Origin of the sequence: Streptomyces luteoverticillatus (assembly GCF_003970715.1) — a bacterium.
GTDB lineage: Bacteria > Actinomycetota > Actinomycetes > Streptomycetales > Streptomycetaceae > Streptomyces > Streptomyces abikoensis.
Genome location: NZ_CP034587.1, coordinates 2,329,428 through 2,346,222 on the forward strand (window position 1 = coordinate 2,329,428; position 16,795 = coordinate 2,346,222).

General features: G+C 71.4%; 17 protein-coding genes. 8 read left to right on the top strand and 9 right to left on the bottom strand.

All coding sequences use genetic code 11. From position 1 onward, the window contains the following. Positions 1–124: 124 nt before the first annotated feature. The 5 genes from EKH77_RS09960 to EKH77_RS09980 all read right to left on the bottom strand — a co-directional run bounded on the left by EKH77_RS09960 (position 125) and on the right by EKH77_RS09980 (position 4,699). A complete protein-coding gene (locus EKH77_RS09960; RefSeq protein ID WP_126914045.1) occupies positions 125–520 on the bottom strand; it encodes a DoxX family membrane protein in 396 nt (131 codons plus the stop codon). A 66-nt stretch (positions 521–586) separates the two neighbouring features. Continuing rightward, positions 587–1,915, bottom strand: a complete 1,329-nt coding sequence (locus tag EKH77_RS09965) for a hemolysin family protein (RefSeq protein WP_126914046.1) — start codon at positions 1,913–1,915, stop codon at positions 587–589. Continuing rightward, positions 1,912–2,409: an rRNA maturation RNase YbeY gene (gene ybeY, locus EKH77_RS09970; RefSeq protein ID WP_126914047.1), complete on the bottom strand. Its 498-nt coding sequence runs from the start codon at positions 2,407–2,409 to the stop codon at positions 1,912–1,914. Before ybeY ends, EKH77_RS09965 begins: the two co-directional genes overlap by 4 nt. A gap of 14 nt (positions 2,410–2,423) precedes the next feature. Beyond that, positions 2,424–3,416, bottom strand: coding sequence for a PhoH family protein (locus EKH77_RS09975; RefSeq protein WP_126914048.1), 993 nt, complete (start codon positions 3,414–3,416; stop codon positions 2,424–2,426). Between the two features lie 134 nt (positions 3,417–3,550). Continuing rightward, on the bottom strand, positions 3,551–4,699 hold the full coding sequence (locus EKH77_RS09980) for a carbohydrate kinase family protein (protein ID WP_126914049.1): 1,149 nt from the start codon (positions 4,697–4,699) through the stop codon (positions 3,551–3,553). Between the two features lie 79 nt (positions 4,700–4,778). Between EKH77_RS09980 and EKH77_RS09985 the strand changes: the two genes are divergently transcribed. The 5 genes from EKH77_RS09985 (at position 4,779) to EKH77_RS10005 (ending at position 9,524) form a co-directional block, all read left to right on the top strand. Beyond that, a complete protein-coding gene (locus EKH77_RS09985) occupies positions 4,779–6,104 on the top strand; it encodes a 6-phospho-beta-glucosidase (protein ID WP_126914050.1) in 1,326 nt (441 codons plus the stop codon). 180 nt (positions 6,105–6,284) lie between these two features. Then, complete coding sequence (locus EKH77_RS09990) at positions 6,285–6,755, top strand: hypothetical protein (protein ID WP_126914051.1); 471 nt, start codon at positions 6,285–6,287, stop codon at positions 6,753–6,755. Positions 6,756–6,810: 55 nt separating this feature from the next. Beyond that, the gene (locus EKH77_RS09995) at positions 6,811–7,656 is read left to right on the top strand and encodes a DUF4097 family beta strand repeat-containing protein (RefSeq protein WP_126914052.1); all 846 of its coding nucleotides are present in this window, start codon (positions 6,811–6,813) and stop codon (positions 7,654–7,656) included. A 36-nt stretch (positions 7,657–7,692) separates the two neighbouring features. Further along, the gene (locus tag EKH77_RS10000) at positions 7,693–8,712 is read left to right on the top strand and encodes an ATP-binding cassette domain-containing protein (RefSeq protein WP_126914053.1); all 1,020 of its coding nucleotides are present in this window, start codon (positions 7,693–7,695) and stop codon (positions 8,710–8,712) included. Beyond that, a complete protein-coding gene (locus EKH77_RS10005; RefSeq protein ID WP_126914054.1) occupies positions 8,709–9,524 on the top strand; it encodes an ABC transporter permease in 816 nt (271 codons plus the stop codon). The genes EKH77_RS10000 and EKH77_RS10005 overlap by 4 nt, the downstream gene beginning before the upstream one ends. A gap of 76 nt (positions 9,525–9,600) precedes the next feature. Here the strand turns inward: EKH77_RS10005 and EKH77_RS10010 are convergent, their stop codons facing one another. After that, the gene (locus EKH77_RS10010; protein ID WP_126914055.1) at positions 9,601–10,686 is read right to left on the bottom strand and encodes an S-(hydroxymethyl)mycothiol dehydrogenase; all 1,086 of its coding nucleotides are present in this window, start codon (positions 10,684–10,686) and stop codon (positions 9,601–9,603) included. 157 nt (positions 10,687–10,843) lie between these two features. On the opposite strand from EKH77_RS10010, the gene EKH77_RS10015 reads away from it, so the two are divergent. Beyond that, complete coding sequence (locus tag EKH77_RS10015; protein ID WP_126914056.1) at positions 10,844–11,644, top strand: HAD family acid phosphatase; 801 nt, start codon at positions 10,844–10,846, stop codon at positions 11,642–11,644. 52 nt (positions 11,645–11,696) lie between these two features. On the opposite strand, the gene EKH77_RS10020 is transcribed toward EKH77_RS10015, so the two are convergent. From EKH77_RS10020 to EKH77_RS10030, 3 genes are all read right to left on the bottom strand, one after another. After that, entirely contained in the window at positions 11,697–12,605 is a 909-nt protein-coding gene (locus tag EKH77_RS10020) for a ribonuclease Z (RefSeq protein ID WP_126914057.1), read from the bottom strand. A gap of 4 nt (positions 12,606–12,609) precedes the next feature. Further along, entirely contained in the window at positions 12,610–12,966 is a 357-nt protein-coding gene (locus tag EKH77_RS10025) for a histidine triad nucleotide-binding protein (protein WP_126914058.1), read from the bottom strand. An 85-nt stretch (positions 12,967–13,051) separates the two neighbouring features. After that, entirely contained in the window at positions 13,052–13,603 is a 552-nt protein-coding gene (locus EKH77_RS10030; RefSeq protein ID WP_126914059.1) for a hypothetical protein, read from the bottom strand. Positions 13,604–13,849: 246 nt separating this feature from the next. Here EKH77_RS10030 and EKH77_RS10035 point away from each other — a divergent pair, with 246 nt between their 5' ends. After that, entirely contained in the window at positions 13,850–15,094 is a 1,245-nt protein-coding gene (locus EKH77_RS10035) for a glycosyltransferase (RefSeq protein WP_206280008.1), read from the top strand. Continuing rightward, positions 15,091–16,794, top strand: coding sequence for an ArnT family glycosyltransferase (locus EKH77_RS10040; RefSeq protein WP_126914061.1), 1,704 nt, complete (start codon positions 15,091–15,093; stop codon positions 16,792–16,794). The genes EKH77_RS10035 and EKH77_RS10040 overlap by 4 nt, the downstream gene beginning before the upstream one ends. Position 16,795 lies beyond the last annotated feature (1 nt).

The following is a 16,795-nucleotide window of genomic DNA, read 5'->3' on the forward strand; positions in this document are numbered from 1 at the left end:
GCCGTCGCGGCGGAGTGAGGCCCCGGTCCCGCCCTTTCACCGTTCCCCGAGGCTCCGCCCCGGAGCCCCGGGGGGCTGGGGGCTTGCCCCCAGGAAACGGTGAAAGGGCGGGGCCGGGGCACCCTCACCCACGGTCCGCGGCCGTGATGAGCAAACCCCCCAGAATCGAGACGTTCGCGAAGAACGCCACCCGGTGCTGCATCCGCTTCCCCGCGTCCTCCTCCCGCCAGTACGCGTGACCCGCCAGGGTCGTCGGGACGAGGCTGGTGGCGAGGGCCAGGGCGGAGAGCCTGGGGAGGATCCCCAGGGCGAGCAGCCCGCCCGCCCCGAGGTGCACCGCCCCGTTCAGCCGCACGAGCGCCCGCGCGTCGCGCGGCAGGAACGGGATCCAGTCCGCGATGGCGAGCGCGACGGGCGCCGCGACCGGCGCGAGGAGTTCCGGGCGGCGGACGGTCTGGGCGCCGGCGCTGAGGAACGCCGACGCCAGCAGCGGCCGCGCGAGAGTTCTGAGAACCGCCATTCCAGGACGGTTCCCGCCCAGCGGCGGGAGGATTCCCCCGAACGGGACGATTCCCCCGCTCAGTCCTCAGTCCTCCGGGAAGAGGCCCCGCTCGGCCCGGATCGGCTCCACGAGCACCGTGACGATGCGGTTGCGCCGCCCCGCCGCCGCCTCCGCGGTGAGCCGGAGAGCGGTGAGCGTGGGGTCCTTGCCGTGTTCGGAGACGTGCTCGAAGAGCGGGACCTCCGCCGTCGCGCCGGCGATCGGCACCCGGCCCAGCGACTTGGCCAGCAGCCCGCCGACCGTCTCGACGTCCTCGTCGTCGAACTCGTCGAGGCCGTAGAGCTCGCCGAGGTCGCCGATGTCGAGGCGGGCCGTGACCCGGTAACGGTCGTCGCCGAGCTCCTCGACGGGCGGCAGCTCCCGGTCGTACTCGTCGGTGATCTCACCGACGATCTCCTCGAGGATGTCCTCGATGGTGACGATGCCGGCCGTGCCGCCGTACTCGTCGATGACGACCGCGCAGTGGTTGCGCTGCTGCTGCATCTCGCGCAGCAGGTCGCCCGCGTTCTTGGTGTCCGGGACGAAGACGGCCGGCCGCATCGCGGTGGAGACCAACTCGCTCTCCGCGTCACGGTTGATGTGCGTCTTGCGGACGAGGTCCTTGAGGTAGACGATGCCCACCACGTCGTCCTCGTTCTCCCCCGTCACCGGGATCCGGGAGAAGCCGGAGCGCAGCGCGAGGGTGAGCGCCTGGCGGATGGTCTTGCCGCGCTCTATGACGATCAGGTCCGTGCGCGGCACCATGACCTCGCGGACGAGGGTGTCGCCGAGCTCGAAGACGGAGTGCACCATGCGGCGCTCGTCGTCCTCGATGAGCGATTCCTGTTCCGCCAGGTCGACCATGGCCCGCAGCTCCGCCTCGGAGGCGAAGGGGCCCATGCGGAAGCCCTTGCCGGGGGTGAGGGCGTTGCCGATGAGGATCAGCAGCCGGGGCACGGGCCCCATGATCCGGGCGAGCGGCAGCAGGACGTACGCCGCGGCCGTGGCGGTGCCCAGCGGGTGCTGGCGGCCGATGGTGCGCGGGGAGACGCCGACGGCCACGTACGAGACGAGGACCATCACCGCGATGGCGACGGTCAGCGCCTCCCAGGTGGCGTCGAAGGACTTCAGGCAGACGTAGGTGACGAAGACGCCCGCCGCCATCTCGCAGGCGACGCGCACCAGCAGCGCGACGTTGAGATAGCGGGTGGGGTCGGCCGCGACGGCCATCAGCCGGGCGCTGCCCCGCCGCCCGGCCCGGGCGGCCTCCTCGGCCCGGAACAGCGTGGTCCGGGCGAGGCCGGCCTCGGCGCAGGCGGCGAGCCAGGCGACGACGAGCAGCAGGACCGCGGCGGCGATCAGCTGGCCGGTCACGTGAACGTGGGAGCCGGGGAGGGCCCTTCGATGCCGCGCTCGGCGCGCCAGCCGTCGACGATCGCCGCCTGGAGGCCGAACATCTCGGCCTTCTCGTCGGGCTCCTCGTGGTCGTAGCCGAGGAGGTGGAGCACTCCGTGGACGGTCAGGAGCTGGAGCTCCTCGTCCATGGAGTGCCCGGTCGGGGCCTCCTCGCCCTGCTTCTTCGCGACCTCCGGGCAGAGGACGATGTCGCCGAGGAGGCCCTGCGGCGGCTCGTCGTCGTCCTTGGCCGGCGGGCGCAGCTCGTCCATGGGGAAGGACATCACGTCGGTGGGGCCGGGGAGGTCCATCCACTGGATGTGGAGCTGCTCCATGGCATCGGCGTCGACAACGATGACCGAGAGTTCGGAGAGCGGGTGGATGCGCATCCGGGTGAGGGCGTAGCGGGCGACGTCGAGGATCGCCTGCTCGTCGACCTCCGTGCCGGATTCGTTGTTGACGTCGATTGACATGCTGTTACCGGGTCTTACTTTCCGTTGCGGCTGTCGTACTGCTCGTACGCGTCGACAATACGGCCGACCAGCTTGTGCCGGACGACGTCCCTGCTGGTGAGGTACGAGAAATGGACGTCCGTGACGCCCTCCAGGATCTCCTGCACCTGGCGCAGGCCGCTCTTGGTGCCGCCGGGCAGGTCGATCTGGGTGATGTCACCCGTGATCACGATCTTGGAGTCGAAGCCGAGCCGGGTGAGGAACATCTTCATCTGCTCGGGGTTCGTGTTCTGCGCCTCGTCGAGGATGATGAACGCGTCGTTGAGCGTCCGGCCTCGCATGTACGCCAGCGGGGCGACCTCGATCGTCCCGGCGGCCATCAGCCGCGGGATGGAGTCGGGGTCGAGCATGTCGTGGAGGGCGTCGTAGAGCGGCCGCAGATACGGGTCGATCTTCTCGTAGAGCGTGCCGGGCAGGAAGCCCAGGCGCTCGCCCGCCTCGACGGCCGGCCGGGTCAGGATGATCCGGTTGACCTGCTTGGACTGCAGGGCCTGGACCGCCTTGGCCATGGCCAGATAGGTCTTTCCGGTACCGGCGGGGCCGATGCCGAAGACGACCGTGTGCTTGTCGATAGCGTCGACGTAGCGCTTCTGGTTGAGCGTCTTGGGGCGGATGGTGCGGCCGCGGCTGGAGAGGATGTTCTGGGTGAGGACCTCGGAAGGGGCCTCGATCCCCTTCTCCTCGTCCGTGAGCATGGCGATCGAACGTTCCACCGCGTCCTCCGTCATCGGCGCGCCCGTGCGGAGCACCAGCATCATCTCGGCGAAGAGACGCTGTACCAGGGCGACTTCCCGTTCGTCCCCGGTGGCACTGATCTCGTTGCCCCGGACGTGGATGTCCGTGAGCGGGAAGGCCTTCTCGATCACGCGCAGGAGGGAGTCCTCCGAGCCCAGCACCGTCACCATGGGGTGCTTGGCCGGGATGGTGATGCTCGTCCTCGCCTGCGGTCGTGTGGGTGTCTGAGTCATGGGCCGGCACGGAGCCTGCTCATCACCTCTTCCTGCCGTTCTCATCTCGAACAACCTTGGAATACCAGGGTACGACGCGGCCCCCGGCAACCCCGAGGGCTTTTCCACAGCCACCCGGTCCCGGTCGTATGGTCCTACGACGGCCTGCGGAAGCCCAGCGTCGGCAGCGCCCGGCGCAGCGGCCAGGGGCGGATGGCCTCGGGGAGGATCGCGTCGAGGAAGGCGTAGCGGCGCAGCGTGGCCGGGGACTGGTCGTCGAACGAGCGGACGTGCTGCCACCACGCGGCGATCTCCACCCAGCCGGGCGCCGACAGCGACCCGCCGAACTCCTGGACGGACAGGGCGGCCGTCAGCCCCGCGAAGGCCAGCCGGTCGGCCAGCGGCCACTCGGCGAGGGTGCCGGTGACGAAGCCGGCCACGAAGACGTCCCCCGCGCCGGTCGGGTCGAGCGCCTCGACGACGATCGCGGGCACCTCGGCGCTCTCGCCGGTGCGCCCGTCCACCGCGTACGCGCCCCGCTCCCCCATCGTGACCACGGCCAGCGGCACCTTGTCCGTGAGCGCGCGGGCGGCGGCGCGCGGGCAGTCGGTGCGGGTGTAGCGCATGGCCTCCTCGGCGTTGGGCAGGAACGCCTCGCAGTGCTCCAGGTCGGCGAGGTCCGCCGGGTCCCAGCGCCCGGTCTCGTCCCAGCCGACGTCGGCGAAGACCCGGCTGCCCTGGCGGGCCGCCGTCGCGATCCACTCCTCCTGCCGCCCGGGCATCAGCAGCCCCACGCAGGCCCGCGCGGGCGGCGGGGTCTCGGGGGCGGGCTCCTCCGGCGGCGGGGCCTCGTGCCCGTGGGAGATCATCGTCCGCTCGCCCTCGTAGGCCATCGAGACGGTGACCGGGGAGTGCCAGCCGGGCACCGTGCGCGACAGGCTCAGGTCGATGCCCTCGCCCCGGGAGAGGGACTCCCAGCAGTACTCGCCGTACATGTCGTCGCCGAAGGCGGCGGCGAGCGAGGTGCGCAGGCCCAGCCGGGCCAGGGCGGTGGCCATGTTGGCGACGCCGCCGGGGCTGGAGCCCATGCCGCGCGCCCAGGACTCGGTGCCGCGCACGGGGGCGGAGTCCAGGCCGGTGAAGATGATGTCGAGGAAGACGGTCCCGGTCAGATAGACGTCCGTGGGCGGGTCGCTCTCGGTGCGGAGCGCGGCGAGCGGGTCGAGGACCGGCGCCGTTCCCGTGTGTCCTTGGGGGACACCCGCGCGAGGGGCACCTGTGTGGGTGGAGGAAGGGGCCGTCATGCTCGCTCGTCGCTCCTCTCAGGGATGCACGAAATGCGGATCCGCACAGTGTGCCCGATGCTGCGGTACGTTCCGTTCCATGAGGCTCACCATTCTCGGCGGCGGTGGATTCCGGGTGCCTCTGGTGCACCGGGCCCTGCTGGACGACGCCCGGCGCGACGCCCCGGGCCGCTGCACGGAGCTCGTGCTCCACGACACCGACTCCGCGCGCATGAGGGTGATCGCCTCCGTGCTGGAAACCCAGGCCGCCGGGGTGCCCCGCGCCCCCTCCGTACGGCTCGCGGAGGACCTGGACGACGCGCTGCGCGGCGCCGACTTCGTCTTCTCCGCGATCCGCGTGGGCGGCACGGCCGGACGGGTCCTCGACGAGCGGATCCCGCTCACCGAGGGCGTCCTGGGCCAGGAGACCGTCGGCGCGGGCGGGGTCCTCTACGGGCTCCGCACGGTCCTGGTGGCCACGGACATCGCCGAACGGGTCGCGCGGATCGCCCCGGACGCGTGGGTCATCAACTTCACCAACCCCGCCGGGATGGTGACGGAGGCGATGTCCGCCGTGCTCGGCCCGCGCGTCATCGGCATCTGCGATTCACCCGTGGGGCTGGTCCGCCGCGCCGCGCGGGCGGTGGGCGCGGACCCCGAGTCGCTCACCTACGACTACGTGGGCCTCAACCACCTGGGCTGGCTCCGCTCGTTGGCCCGCGACGGCGAGGACCTGCTGCCGGGGCTGCTGCGCGACGAGGCGGCCCTGGCCTCCTTCGAGGAGGGCAAGCTCTTCGGCGCCCGCTGGCTCCAGGCGCTCGGCGCCCTGCCCAACGAATACCTCCACTACTACTACTTCCGCCGCGAGACCCTGCGCTCGGTCATGGAGTCCGCGGAGACCCGCGGCGAGTTCCTCGACCAGCAGCAGGGCGACTTCTTCACCCGCGCGGCCGCCGCGCCCGAGCGCTCCTTCGAGCTGTGGGAGCACACCCGGCTGCGCCGCGAGGAGACGTACATGGCCGAGAGCCGCGCGGCGACCGGCGGCTGGCAGCGCGACACCTGCGACCTGGACGGCGGCGGCTACGACCAGGTGGCGCTCGCCCTGATGCGGGCGATCAGCGCGGACGAACGCACCCGGCTGATCCTCAACGTGCCGAACGGGCTGACGGTCCCCGCCCTGGACTCCACCTCCATCATCGAGACGGTGTGCGAGGTCAGCGCGAAGGGCGCCCGGCCGCTGCCGTGCGCCCCGCTGCGGGAGGACCAGCTGGGGCTGATGCTCCAGCTCAAGGCCGTCGAACGGGCGGCGATCGAGGCGGCGGTCCACGAGAACCGCGACGCGGCGCTCCGCGCGCTGGCGCTCCACCCGCTGGTCGACTCCCCGTCTGTCGCCGCCCGCATCCTGAACCGAGCGGGCCTGGCGTAGGGCTCCGACTCCCCTGTGGCGCCGCGATGGCGCCACGCGGTGCCGGGTGGCACGACGTGGCACCGTCCGGCGTCATTCCCACACCCCCAAAGGCGCGCGGCCAGGCCGCGCGCCTTCTCATTTCCAGGCCCGGCGCCACTCCTCTTGCATATGGCGCCATTGTGATGCCATGATGGCGTCATGGATCTCACCCCATACGTCGACACCCTCCGCCGCGAACTCGCGGTGGCCGCCGAAGCCGGTGGCGACGAAGCCCGCGAGCCGGCCGAGAGGCTCGTCGCCCCTCTGGAGGCGGCGGCCCGGCTGACCCTGCTCGACGCGCTCTCCGCCGCGATGGACGAGGTCACCCGCGAGCTCGCCCCGGGCTCGGTCGACGTACGGCTGCGCGGACTGGACCCCGACTTCGTGGTGACACCACCGCCCGCCGGGCCGTTCAAGACCCAGCCACCCGCCGACGGGGACGAGGGCGGCACCACCGCCCGCGTCAATCTGCGCCTGCCGGCCCACCTCAAGGCCCGTGCCGAGGAGGCCGCGAACCGCGACGGCCTGTCGGTCAACGCGTGGCTGGTACGGGCCGTTTCGGCCGCGGTCGACACCGGAACCGCCACCGGCGACCGGCCGCGCACGACGGAACGGGGCTGGGCACGCTAGCCCACCCCACCCCACTTCACCCACAGCTCCGAAGACTCAAGAGGACGGGACAGCCATGCCTTCTTTCGACACCCCCGCGCCCATCTCGGTCACCGCCCACGTGGAGGCCGGCTCCATCCGGTTCATCGCGGCCGACCGCACCGACACCCTCGTCGAGGTCCTGCCCCGCGACCCGAAGAAGGAGCTGGACGCGCGGGCCGCAGACCAGACCGAGGTGACATACGCGAGCGGCGTACTGACCCTCCGGACGCCCAAGTCGCGCTACCTCGTCGGGCGCACCGGCACCGTCGACGTGACGGTCGAACTGCCCACGGGCTCGCGCGTCGACATGGCCGGCGCCTGGGCCCAGGTGCTCGGCGAGGGCCGGCTCGGCGAGGTCCGTGTGAAGACCTCCGCCGGCGACGTCCGCCTCGACACGACCGGCCCGCTGCACCTGAAGGCGTCGCACGGCTCGATCACCGTCGAACGGGTCGAGGGCACGGCCGAGATCACCACCAGCTCCGGCAGCCTGCGCGTCGGCCTCGTCGACGGCTCCGCCGTCCTGAAGAACTCCCACGGCACCACGGCCGTCGGCGCCGCGACCGGCGAGCTGCGGGTGAGCAACGCCACCGGCGACATCGACATCCGGCGCGCCGCGGGCTCGGTCACCGCCACCACCGCCCACGGCACCCTGCGCGTGGGTGAGGTGGCCCGCGGCACCGTCCAGCTGGAGACCGCCCATGGCTCCATCGAGGTCGGCGTCCGCGCCGGAACGGCCGCCTGGCTCAACGTCGACTCGGGCTCCGGCCAGGTGCGCAACGCCCTCACCGCGACGGAGGCCCCGGCGGCGACCGAGGACACCGTCGAGATCCACGCCCGCACCCGGCACGGCAACATCGACATCCTCCGCGCCAAGGCCTGACCGACCCCTCTTTCACCTCTTCGAACGGGAGGGCCCATGCCTTCGTCTGTCATGCCCACGTCGTCCCTGCCCACGTCGCCCGTGGCCGTCTCCGCCACCGGTCTGCGCAAGTCCTACGGCGACAAGACCGTCCTCGACGGCATCGATCTGCGCATCCCGGCCGGGTCCGTGTTCGCGCTCCTCGGCCCCAACGGCGCCGGCAAGACCACCACCGTGCAGATCCTGTCCACTCTCATCGGCGCCGACGGCGGACAGGCCCACGTCGCGGGCCACGACGTCGCCGCCTCCCCGGACGGGGTGCGCGCCGCGATCGGCGTCACCGGGCAGTTCTCCGCCGTCGACGGGCTGATCACCGGTGAGGAGAACATGCTCCTCATGGCGGACCTCCACCACCTGTCCAAGCGCGAGGGGCGGCGGGTCACCGCCGAGTTGCTGGAACGGTTCGGCCTCACCGAGGCGGCGAAGAAGCCCGCCTCCACCTACTCCGGCGGCATGAAACGCCGCCTCGACATCGCCATGACCCTCGTCGGCGACCCGCGGATCATCTTCCTCGACGAGCCGACCACCGGCCTCGACCCGCGCTCCCGCCACAACATGTGGCAGATCATCCGCGAGCTCGTCTCCGGCGGCGTCACCGTCTTCCTCACCACCCAGTACCTGGACGAGGCCGACGAGCTCGCCGACCGCATCGCCGTGCTGAACGGCGGCCGAATCGCCGCCGAGGGCACCGCCGAGGAGCTGAAGCGGCTCGTCCCCGGCGGACACGTCCGGCTCCGCTTCTCCGACCCGGCCGCGTACCGGAACGCCGCCCTCGCCCTCCGCGAGGTCACCCTCCCCCAAGCTCTCGGCTTCGCTCGAGCAGGGGGTACCCCCATCGACGAGGCGCTGGCCCTGCAGATCCCCAGCGACGGCACCCAGCGCGAGCTGCGCTCCATCCTCGACTGGCTGGACTCCGCCGGCATCGAGGCGGACGAGCTGACCGTCCACACCCCCGACCTCGACGACGTGTTCTTCGCCCTGACCGGCGCCGACCAGCCCAAGGAGGCTGTCCGATGAGCGCTCCCCTTGCTCCCGCCCGCCCAACCCGGATGTCCCACACCCTGCGCGACTCGTCCACGATGCTGCGCCGCAATCTCCTCCACGCGCGGCGCTACCCGTCCATGACGCTCAACCTGCTGCTGACGCCGATCATCCTGCTGCTGCTCTTCGTCTACATCTTCGGCGACGTGATGAGCGCGGGCATGGGCGGCGGCGCGGGCCGCTCGCAGTACATCGCCTACGTCGTGCCGGGCATCCTGATGATGACCATCGGAGGGACCGTGGTCGGCACCGCGGTGTCGGTCTCCAACGACATGACCGAGGGCATCATCGCCCGTTTCCGGACGATGTCGATCCACCGGGGTTCCGTGCTCATCGGGCACGTCATCGGCAGCGTGCTGCAGTCGGTCGCCAGCGTCGTCCTCGTGGGCGCCGTCGCCGTGGCCATCGGCTTCCGGGCCCCGAACGCCACGGCCCTGGAGTGGCTGGCGGCGTTCGGGCTGATGACGCTGGTCGCGCTGGCCCTCACCTGGATCGCGGTGGGGATGGGCATGGTCAGCCCGAACGCCGAGGCGGCCGGCAACAACGCGATGCCGCTGATCGTCCTGCCGCTCGTCTCCAGCGCCTTCGTCCCCGTCGACGCGATGCCGGGCTGGTTCCAGCCGGTCGCCCAGTACCAGCCGTTCACCCCGGCCATCGAGACCCTGCGCGGGCTGCTGCTCGGCACCGGGATCGGCGACAACGGATGGCTCGCGGTCGCCTGGTGCCTGGGCCTGACGGCACTCGGCTACTGCTGGTCGAAGCGGGTCTTCGACCGCGACCCGAAGTAGCCGTGACGGACGCCCGCGCGGGCGGCGTACTCCGGCACACGTCGGCGCACGCCGCCCTACAGGCGCTCATCCGGACTCAGAAGACGACCACCGACCGCAGCACATCGCCCTCGTGCATGCGCGCGAACGCCTTCTCCACGTCGCCCAGCCCGATCGTCTCGGTGACGAACGCGCCGAGGTCCAGCCGGCCCTGCAGGTGGAGGTCCACCAGCATCGGGAAGTCCCGCGAGGGCAGGCAGTCGCCGTACCAGGACGACTTCAGCGCGCCGCCCCGCCCGAAGACGTCCAGGAGCGGGAGCTCCAGCTTCATCTCCGGCGTCGGCACACCGACGAGGACGACCGTGCCGGCCAGGTCACGGGCGTAGAAGGCCTGCTCGTAGGTCTCGGGGCGGCCGACGGCCTCGATGACGACGTCCGCGCCATGGCCGCCCGTGAGCTCGCGGATCGCCTCGACGGGGTCAGTGGAGCGGGAGTTCACCGTGTGGGTGGCGCCCATCTCGCGCGCCTTCGCGAGCTTGCGGTCGTCGATGTCGACGGCGATGATCCGGGCCGCGCCCGCCAGGCGGGAGCCCGCGATCGCCGCGTCGCCGACGCCGCCGCAGCCGATGACGGCGACGGAGTCGCCGCGGCCCACGCCGCCGGTGTTGATCGCGGCGCCGATGCCGGCCATCACGCCGCAGCCGAGCAGACCCGCCACCTCCGGGGCGACCGCCGGGTCGACCTTGGTGCACTGACCCGCCGCGACCAGCGTCTTCTCCGCGAACGCGCCGATGCCGAGCGCGGGCGACAGCTCCGTGCCGTCCTTCAGGGTCATCTTCTGCTTGGCGTTGTGCGTGTTGAAGCAGTACTGGGGGCGGCCGCGCAGACAGGCCCGGCACTGGCCGCACACGGCCCGCCAGTTGAGGATCACGAAGTCGCCGGGAGCCACCTCGGTGACGCCCTCGCCCACGGACTCGACGACGCCCGCCGCCTCGTGACCGAGGAGGAAGGGGAAGTCGTCGTTGATGCCGCCCTGCTTGTAGTGGAGGTCGGTGTGGCACACGCCGCACGCCTGGACCTTCACCACGGCCTCGCCCGGACCCGGGTCCGGTACCACGATCGTCTCCACCCGCACCGGCTCGTTCTTCCCCGGTGCGATGACTCCGCGTACTTCCTGCGCCATGATCTCGTGCCCCACCCTTCGTGTCGCTGGTCCGCACACCACGGTACGCCCAAACGATCTTTCTCCGCGCGTAGACATCACTCCGCCAGAACCTTGACCCCGTCCGGCTCAGGGCTTAGCTTCGCGCTGCACCGTCCTTGTTACCCAGGAGTCACCAGTGTCGCTCTCCCTGAAGTCCACGCGTGTGCGCGTCGCCGCCACCACCGCCGCCCTCGCCGTCGGCGCCGGCCTGTACACCGCGGGCGCCGCCTCCGCCGACCACGCGGTGCCCCGCACGGACAAGGAGATCCCGAACCTCACCCAGGTCCAGGACAAGATCAAGGCCTTCTACGGCGACACCGTCGACGCCTCCGGCCAGCACTACGCCTCGCCGGACAGCAACTACGCCAAGCAGCTCGCCGACATCCAGAAGAAGGCCAAGGCCCAGCTGGAGAACGTCGTCAGCAACAACCGGCACGCCAAGAAGGGCGCGAAGAAGCCCGCCATCGTCCTGGACGTGGACGACACGACCCTCCTGACCTACAACTACGAGCTCCAGCAGGGCTTCCGCTTCACGCCGGAGTCGCAGGACGCCTACCTGAAGTCCACCGACATGACGGCCGTCTTCGGCATGCCCAAGCTCGTCAACTGGGCCAAGTCCAAGGGCATCGAGGTCTTCTTCGTCACCGGCCGCGACGAGCACCAGCGCGACTGGAGCGTCCGCAACCTCAAGAACGCCGGCTACAAGCCCGCCGCCGACGCCTCCCACTTCTTCCTGAAGAACAAGAAGACCCCGCCGGCCTACCTCGCCTGCGGCGCCAAGTGCACGACGGTCGAGTACAAGGCGGGCACCCGCAAGTACATCGAGTCCAAGGGCTTCGAGATCGTCGCCAACTTCGGCGACCAGTACAGCGACCTGCAGGGCGGCTACGCGAAGCACACCTACAAGCTGCCGAACCCGATGTACTTCCTGCCGTAAGGCGCTTGGGGGAGGGGGCGGGGTTCGCGGACCCCGCCCCCTCCCGTATCGCTCAGCGCCGCTTCGGCACCGGTACGCGCAGCAGGTCGCGGGCGACGGTGAGCTCGCCGGTGAAGCCCGCCTCGCGGGCCTGGCGCTCGAAGACCGACGGGTCGTCGTAGCGCTGCGAGAAGTGGGTGAGCACCAGGTGCCGCACCCCCGCCCGCGCGGCGACGCGCGCGGCCTGGCCCGCCGTCAGATGGCCGTGCTCGGTGGCCAGCGACTCGTCCTCGTCGAGGAACGTCGACTCGATGACGAGCATGTCGCAGCCCTCGGCAAGCTCGTGGACGCCGTCGCACAGCCGGGTGTCCATCACGAAGGCGAAGCGCTGACCGCGCCGCACCTCGCTGACCTCCTCCAGCGTCACCCCGCCGACCGCGCCCTCGCGCATCAGCCGGCCGACGTCCGGCCCGCCGATCCCGCGCTCGGCCAGCAGCTCGGGCAGCATCCGGCGCCCGTCGGGCTCGACCAGGCGGTAGCCGTAGGACTCGACGGGATGCGAGAGCCGGCGCGCCTGGAGGGTGTACGAGCCGGTGGCGGCCAGCACCGCGCCGGTGCCCGCGACCGGCTCCTGGACGAGCTTGACCGTCTCGCGGTAGGCCGTGGCGTACCGCAGCCGCTTGAAGAAGCGCTCGCCGCTCGCCGGGTAGTGCGCGGTGACCGGGTGCGGCACCCGGTCGAGGTTGATCCGCTGGATCACCCCGGCCAGGCCCAGCGAGTGGTCGCCGTGGAAGTGGGTGACGCAGATCCGGTTGAGGTCGTGCGCGGCCACCCCGGCGCGCAGCATCTGACGCTGCGTCCCCTCACCGGGGTCGAAGAGGATGCCGTCCCCGTCCCAGAGGAGGACGTAGCCGTTGTGGTTGCGGTGCCGGGTGGGGACCTGGCTGGCCGTGCCGAGGACGACGAGTTCGCGAACGGACAAGGTTCTACCCGGGGGGCCAGTTGAAGCCACGGCCGCCGAGGATGTGGGCGTGCGCGTGGAAGACGGTCTGCCCGGCGCCGGCACCGGTGTTGAAGACGATCCGGAAGCCCTTGTCCCCGTTCTCCTGGAGGGCGACCTCGCCGGCCTCGCGCAGCACGTCGGCGGCGATCTGCGGCTCGGCGGCGGCGAGGGAGGCGGCGTCCGGGTAGTGGACCTTGGGGATCACCAGGCAGTGCACGGGCGCCTGGGGGTTGATGTCACGGAACGCGACGGTCGTCCCCGTCTCCCTGACGACCGTCGCGGGCACCTCTCCCTTGACGATCTTGCAGAACAGGCAGTCCGCCTGCGGTTCTCCCGCCACCGGTGGGCTCCTCCCGGGTCGTCGGCTCGTACGGTCCGGATGTTACCGGTCCGTCCGTCCGCACGGCCCTGGTGACCCTCCTCGCTCACTTGCCGGATGCGGGCGGCCTGTCGCCGCAGCTCGCCGAGGGGCCCGGATGCCCGCCGGGCTTCGGCGCGGGCGGCGGCTTGCCCTGGCCGCCCGGGGCCGGGGCGGTCGGCGGCTTGCCGCCCGTATCGCCCGTCCGGTCGCAGTCGCCGAGCACGCTCACCTGGAAGACGGTCCGGCCGTCCACATTGGCCGTCAGCAGGCCGCGCACGCACGCCTGGCCGGTGATGCCCGTGACGTTGCCGAAGACGATGATCTTCCTGCCGGTGTCCGTACGGCCCTCGCAGTCGACGCCGACGACGGTCACCGGCAGCGCGCTGCCCGTGCCGGGGTCCTTGCCGCCGCCGTTCTCGGCCTTGCCCCGGCAGCTCAGCCAGGCGACGTGGACGCCCTCGCGGTCGAGGGCCCGGGATGCCTGCCGCTGTGTGGTGACGGCGACGGTCGTCGCGTCGAGCCCGGCGACCGGGTCGCAGCCGGACAGCGCCACGACGGCGACGCCGGTGAGGGCTGCGGCACCCAGTCCGTACCGTATGCGCCTTGACGCACCCATAGCGGGGAGTGTCCCACCGGCCCATGTCCGGAGGGAAGGACGCCTCCGGCCACCGGATCACCGATGGATCGCCGCCTGGTCCGGGCCAACTTCTCACGATCTTCCAGGAGTTGGTTCGGAAACACAGTATTTATCATTTCCGCACCCGAGTTTCACCTTCTCCCCTTACTCTCTCTCCCCTGGACACACACACGCGTGCTGGGGGGCCGCGTCCGGGGGTAGGGGGAACAACTTTTGCTGACGTCCATGGTGGTCTGCGCGATATCGCTCGCGCTCTTCTGGATGGCCGCCTTCACGCTCTGGTGGCAGATGCACGCCTGGCGCACGCCCGAGACGCTCGCGGGCACCCGCTTCCAGCCGGCCGGGGACGAGGGCGCGCTCTCCTTCTCGCTCCTGGTGCCCGCCCGCCATGAACAGGCGGTCCTGGAACACACCGTCACCCGGCTGCTGGAATCCACCCACGGCCGCTTCGAGGTACTCGTGATCGTCGGGCACGACGACCCGGAGACCGCCGAGGTCGCCGAGAAGGTCGCGGCCGCCGCCCCTGACCGGGTACGGGTGATCGTCGACACCCACGAGAAGAAGAACAAGCCCAAGGCCCTCAACACCGCGCTCCCCCACTGCCTGGGCGAGGTCGTCGGCGTCTTCGACGCCGAGGACCAGGTCCACCCCGAGCTGCTCGCCCACGTCGACCACGCCTTCCGGGCGACGGGCGCGGACGTGGTGCAGGGCGGGGTGCAGCTGATCAACTTCCACTCCAGCTGGTACAGCCTGCGCAACTGCCTGGAGTACTTCTTCTGGTTCCGCAGCCGCCTCCACCTCCACGCGGAGAAAGGTTTCATCCCGCTGGGCGGCAACACCGTCTTCGTCCGCACCGACGTCCTCCGCGAGGCCGACGGCTGGGACCCCCAGTGCCTGGCCGAGGACTGCGACCTGGGCGTCCGGCTCTCCAGCACCGGCAAGCGCGTCGTCGTCGCCTACGACTCCGAGATGGTCACCCGCGAGGAGACCCCCGGCACCCTGATGAGCCTGCTCAAACAGCGCACCCGCTGGAACCAGGGCTTCCTCCAGGTCTACCGCAAGCGCGACTGGCGCCGACTGCCCACCCTCGCCCAGCGGATGCTCGCCCGCTACACCCTGATGACGCCCTTCTTCCAGGCGTTCAACGGCCTCGTCATCCCGCTGAACACGGCGATCGCCCTCCTGCTGGACGTCCCCGCCGGCGTCGCCGTGGTGACCTTCCTGCCCGCCGTGGCCATGCTGGTCACCTTCGTCTTCGAGGTCGTCGGCCTTCACGACTTCGGCGCCCAGTACGGCCTGCGCGTGCGCTTCGTCCACTACCTCAAGCTCATCCTCGGCGGCCCCTTCTACCAGATGCTCCTCGCGGGCGCGGCCGTCCGCGCCGTCTGGCGGGAGCAGCGGGGCCGCAGCGACTGGGAGCTCACCCGGCACGTCGGCGCGCACCTCACCCGAGAGGACGTCATGCGGTGACCGCGACCCTCCCGACCGCTGTCGAGGCCCCGTCGGTCCCCGACACCACCCCGCCCACCCGGCTGCGCGCCTCCCGCCCCGACCTGCTGCTGTGCGGGGCGGTGCTGGTCGCGATCCTCCTCGTCCAGGGCTGGAACACGACCGGCTTCCCCGCCCTCAGCGACGACGAGGGCACCTATCTCGCCCAGGCGTGGGCGGTGCAGGAGGGCAAGGGCCTGGCCCACTACACGTACTGGTACGACCACCCGCCGCTGGGCTGGCTCCAACTGGCCCTCGTCACCTGGCTGCCCGCCGCCCTCTTCCCCGACGTCATGTCCGTCGCCCCGATGCGGGTGGCGATGCTGCTGGTGACGGCCGTCAGCGCGGTGCTGCTGTACGTCCTGGCCCGACGGCTGGGCCTGCGGCGGTGGGCGGCGGCCCTGGGGATGGCGCTGTTCGGGCTGTCGCCGCTGTCGGTGGTGCTCCAGCGGGAGATCTTCCTCGACAACATCGCCGTGCTGTGGATCCTGCTGGCCTTCTGCCTGGCCGCATCCCCCCGCCGCCACCTGTGGCACCACTTCGGGGCCGGGCTGGCGGCGGCGGTGGCGGTGCTGTCCAAGGAGACGATGCTGGTCGTCCTGCCCGCGCTGCTGCTGACCATGTGGCGGCACACCCATCGCGACACCCGGAAGTTCGCGGTGACGGGCGCGATCACCGCGTGCGTCCTCACGGGCCTCGCCTATCCCCTGTTCGCGCTCCTCAACCACGAGCTGTTCCCGGGCGACGGCCACGTCTCGCTGATCGACGGCATCAAGTACCAGATGAGCCGAGCGGGCTCGGGCTTCATCCTGGACGACCGCTCGGGCGCGCACGCGGTGCTGCGGTCGTGGCTCTACTACGACCGGGTGCTACCGCTCGCGGGCCTGGCGGCGGCGGTGCTCCTGCTCGCCGCGGCCCGCTGGTCCCGCACGGGCCGAGCCCTGGCGGGCCCGGCGACGGCGGCGGTGACCCTGGCGCTGGTGGCGTTACGCCCGTCGGGTTACTTGCCGGCGATGTACGTGATCCAGATGCTGCCGTTCTTGGCGCTGTCACTGGCGGGCGCAGCGGCAGCTGCGCTGCAGCCCCTCCGGGCACCAATCCAGCCCTCCCGGGCGACATTCCAGCCCCTCCGGCGTTTGAGGAGCGGGGGTCCGGGGGCGGAGCCCCTGGAAGAAACGGGAAGGGGCGGGACTGGGGCCAAATCCACCCCCCGAAGACCCGCACTCATCCGCCGGGCCATCGCCACAGCCGCAGCCATAACCACCACCGCGGCCATCGCTCCCCACTGGTACGACGCCACCCACACCGCCCTCACCACCGACACCAACGCCCCCTACCGCGCGGCAGCGCACTGGCTCCGCGACAGGACCAACGTCCCCGAACCGTCCCGCACGCGCGTCCTCGCCGACGACGCGATCTGGCTAGACCTGGTCCACGCGGGATACCGCCCCGGGACGGGAGCCGTCTGGTTCTACAAGGCCGACCTCGACCCGGCCATCACCAAAACACTGCCGCGCGGCTGGCGCGACGTGGACTACGTCGTCGCGTCCCCGACCGTCCGCCGCGACGCACCCACGCTGCCGCTGGTGAAGGCGGCGCTCGTGAACTCCGAGACAGTCGCTTCCTTCGGCGAGGGCGACGGCCGGATCGAGATCCGCAGGGTCAGGGCGGAAGCCCGGTGAC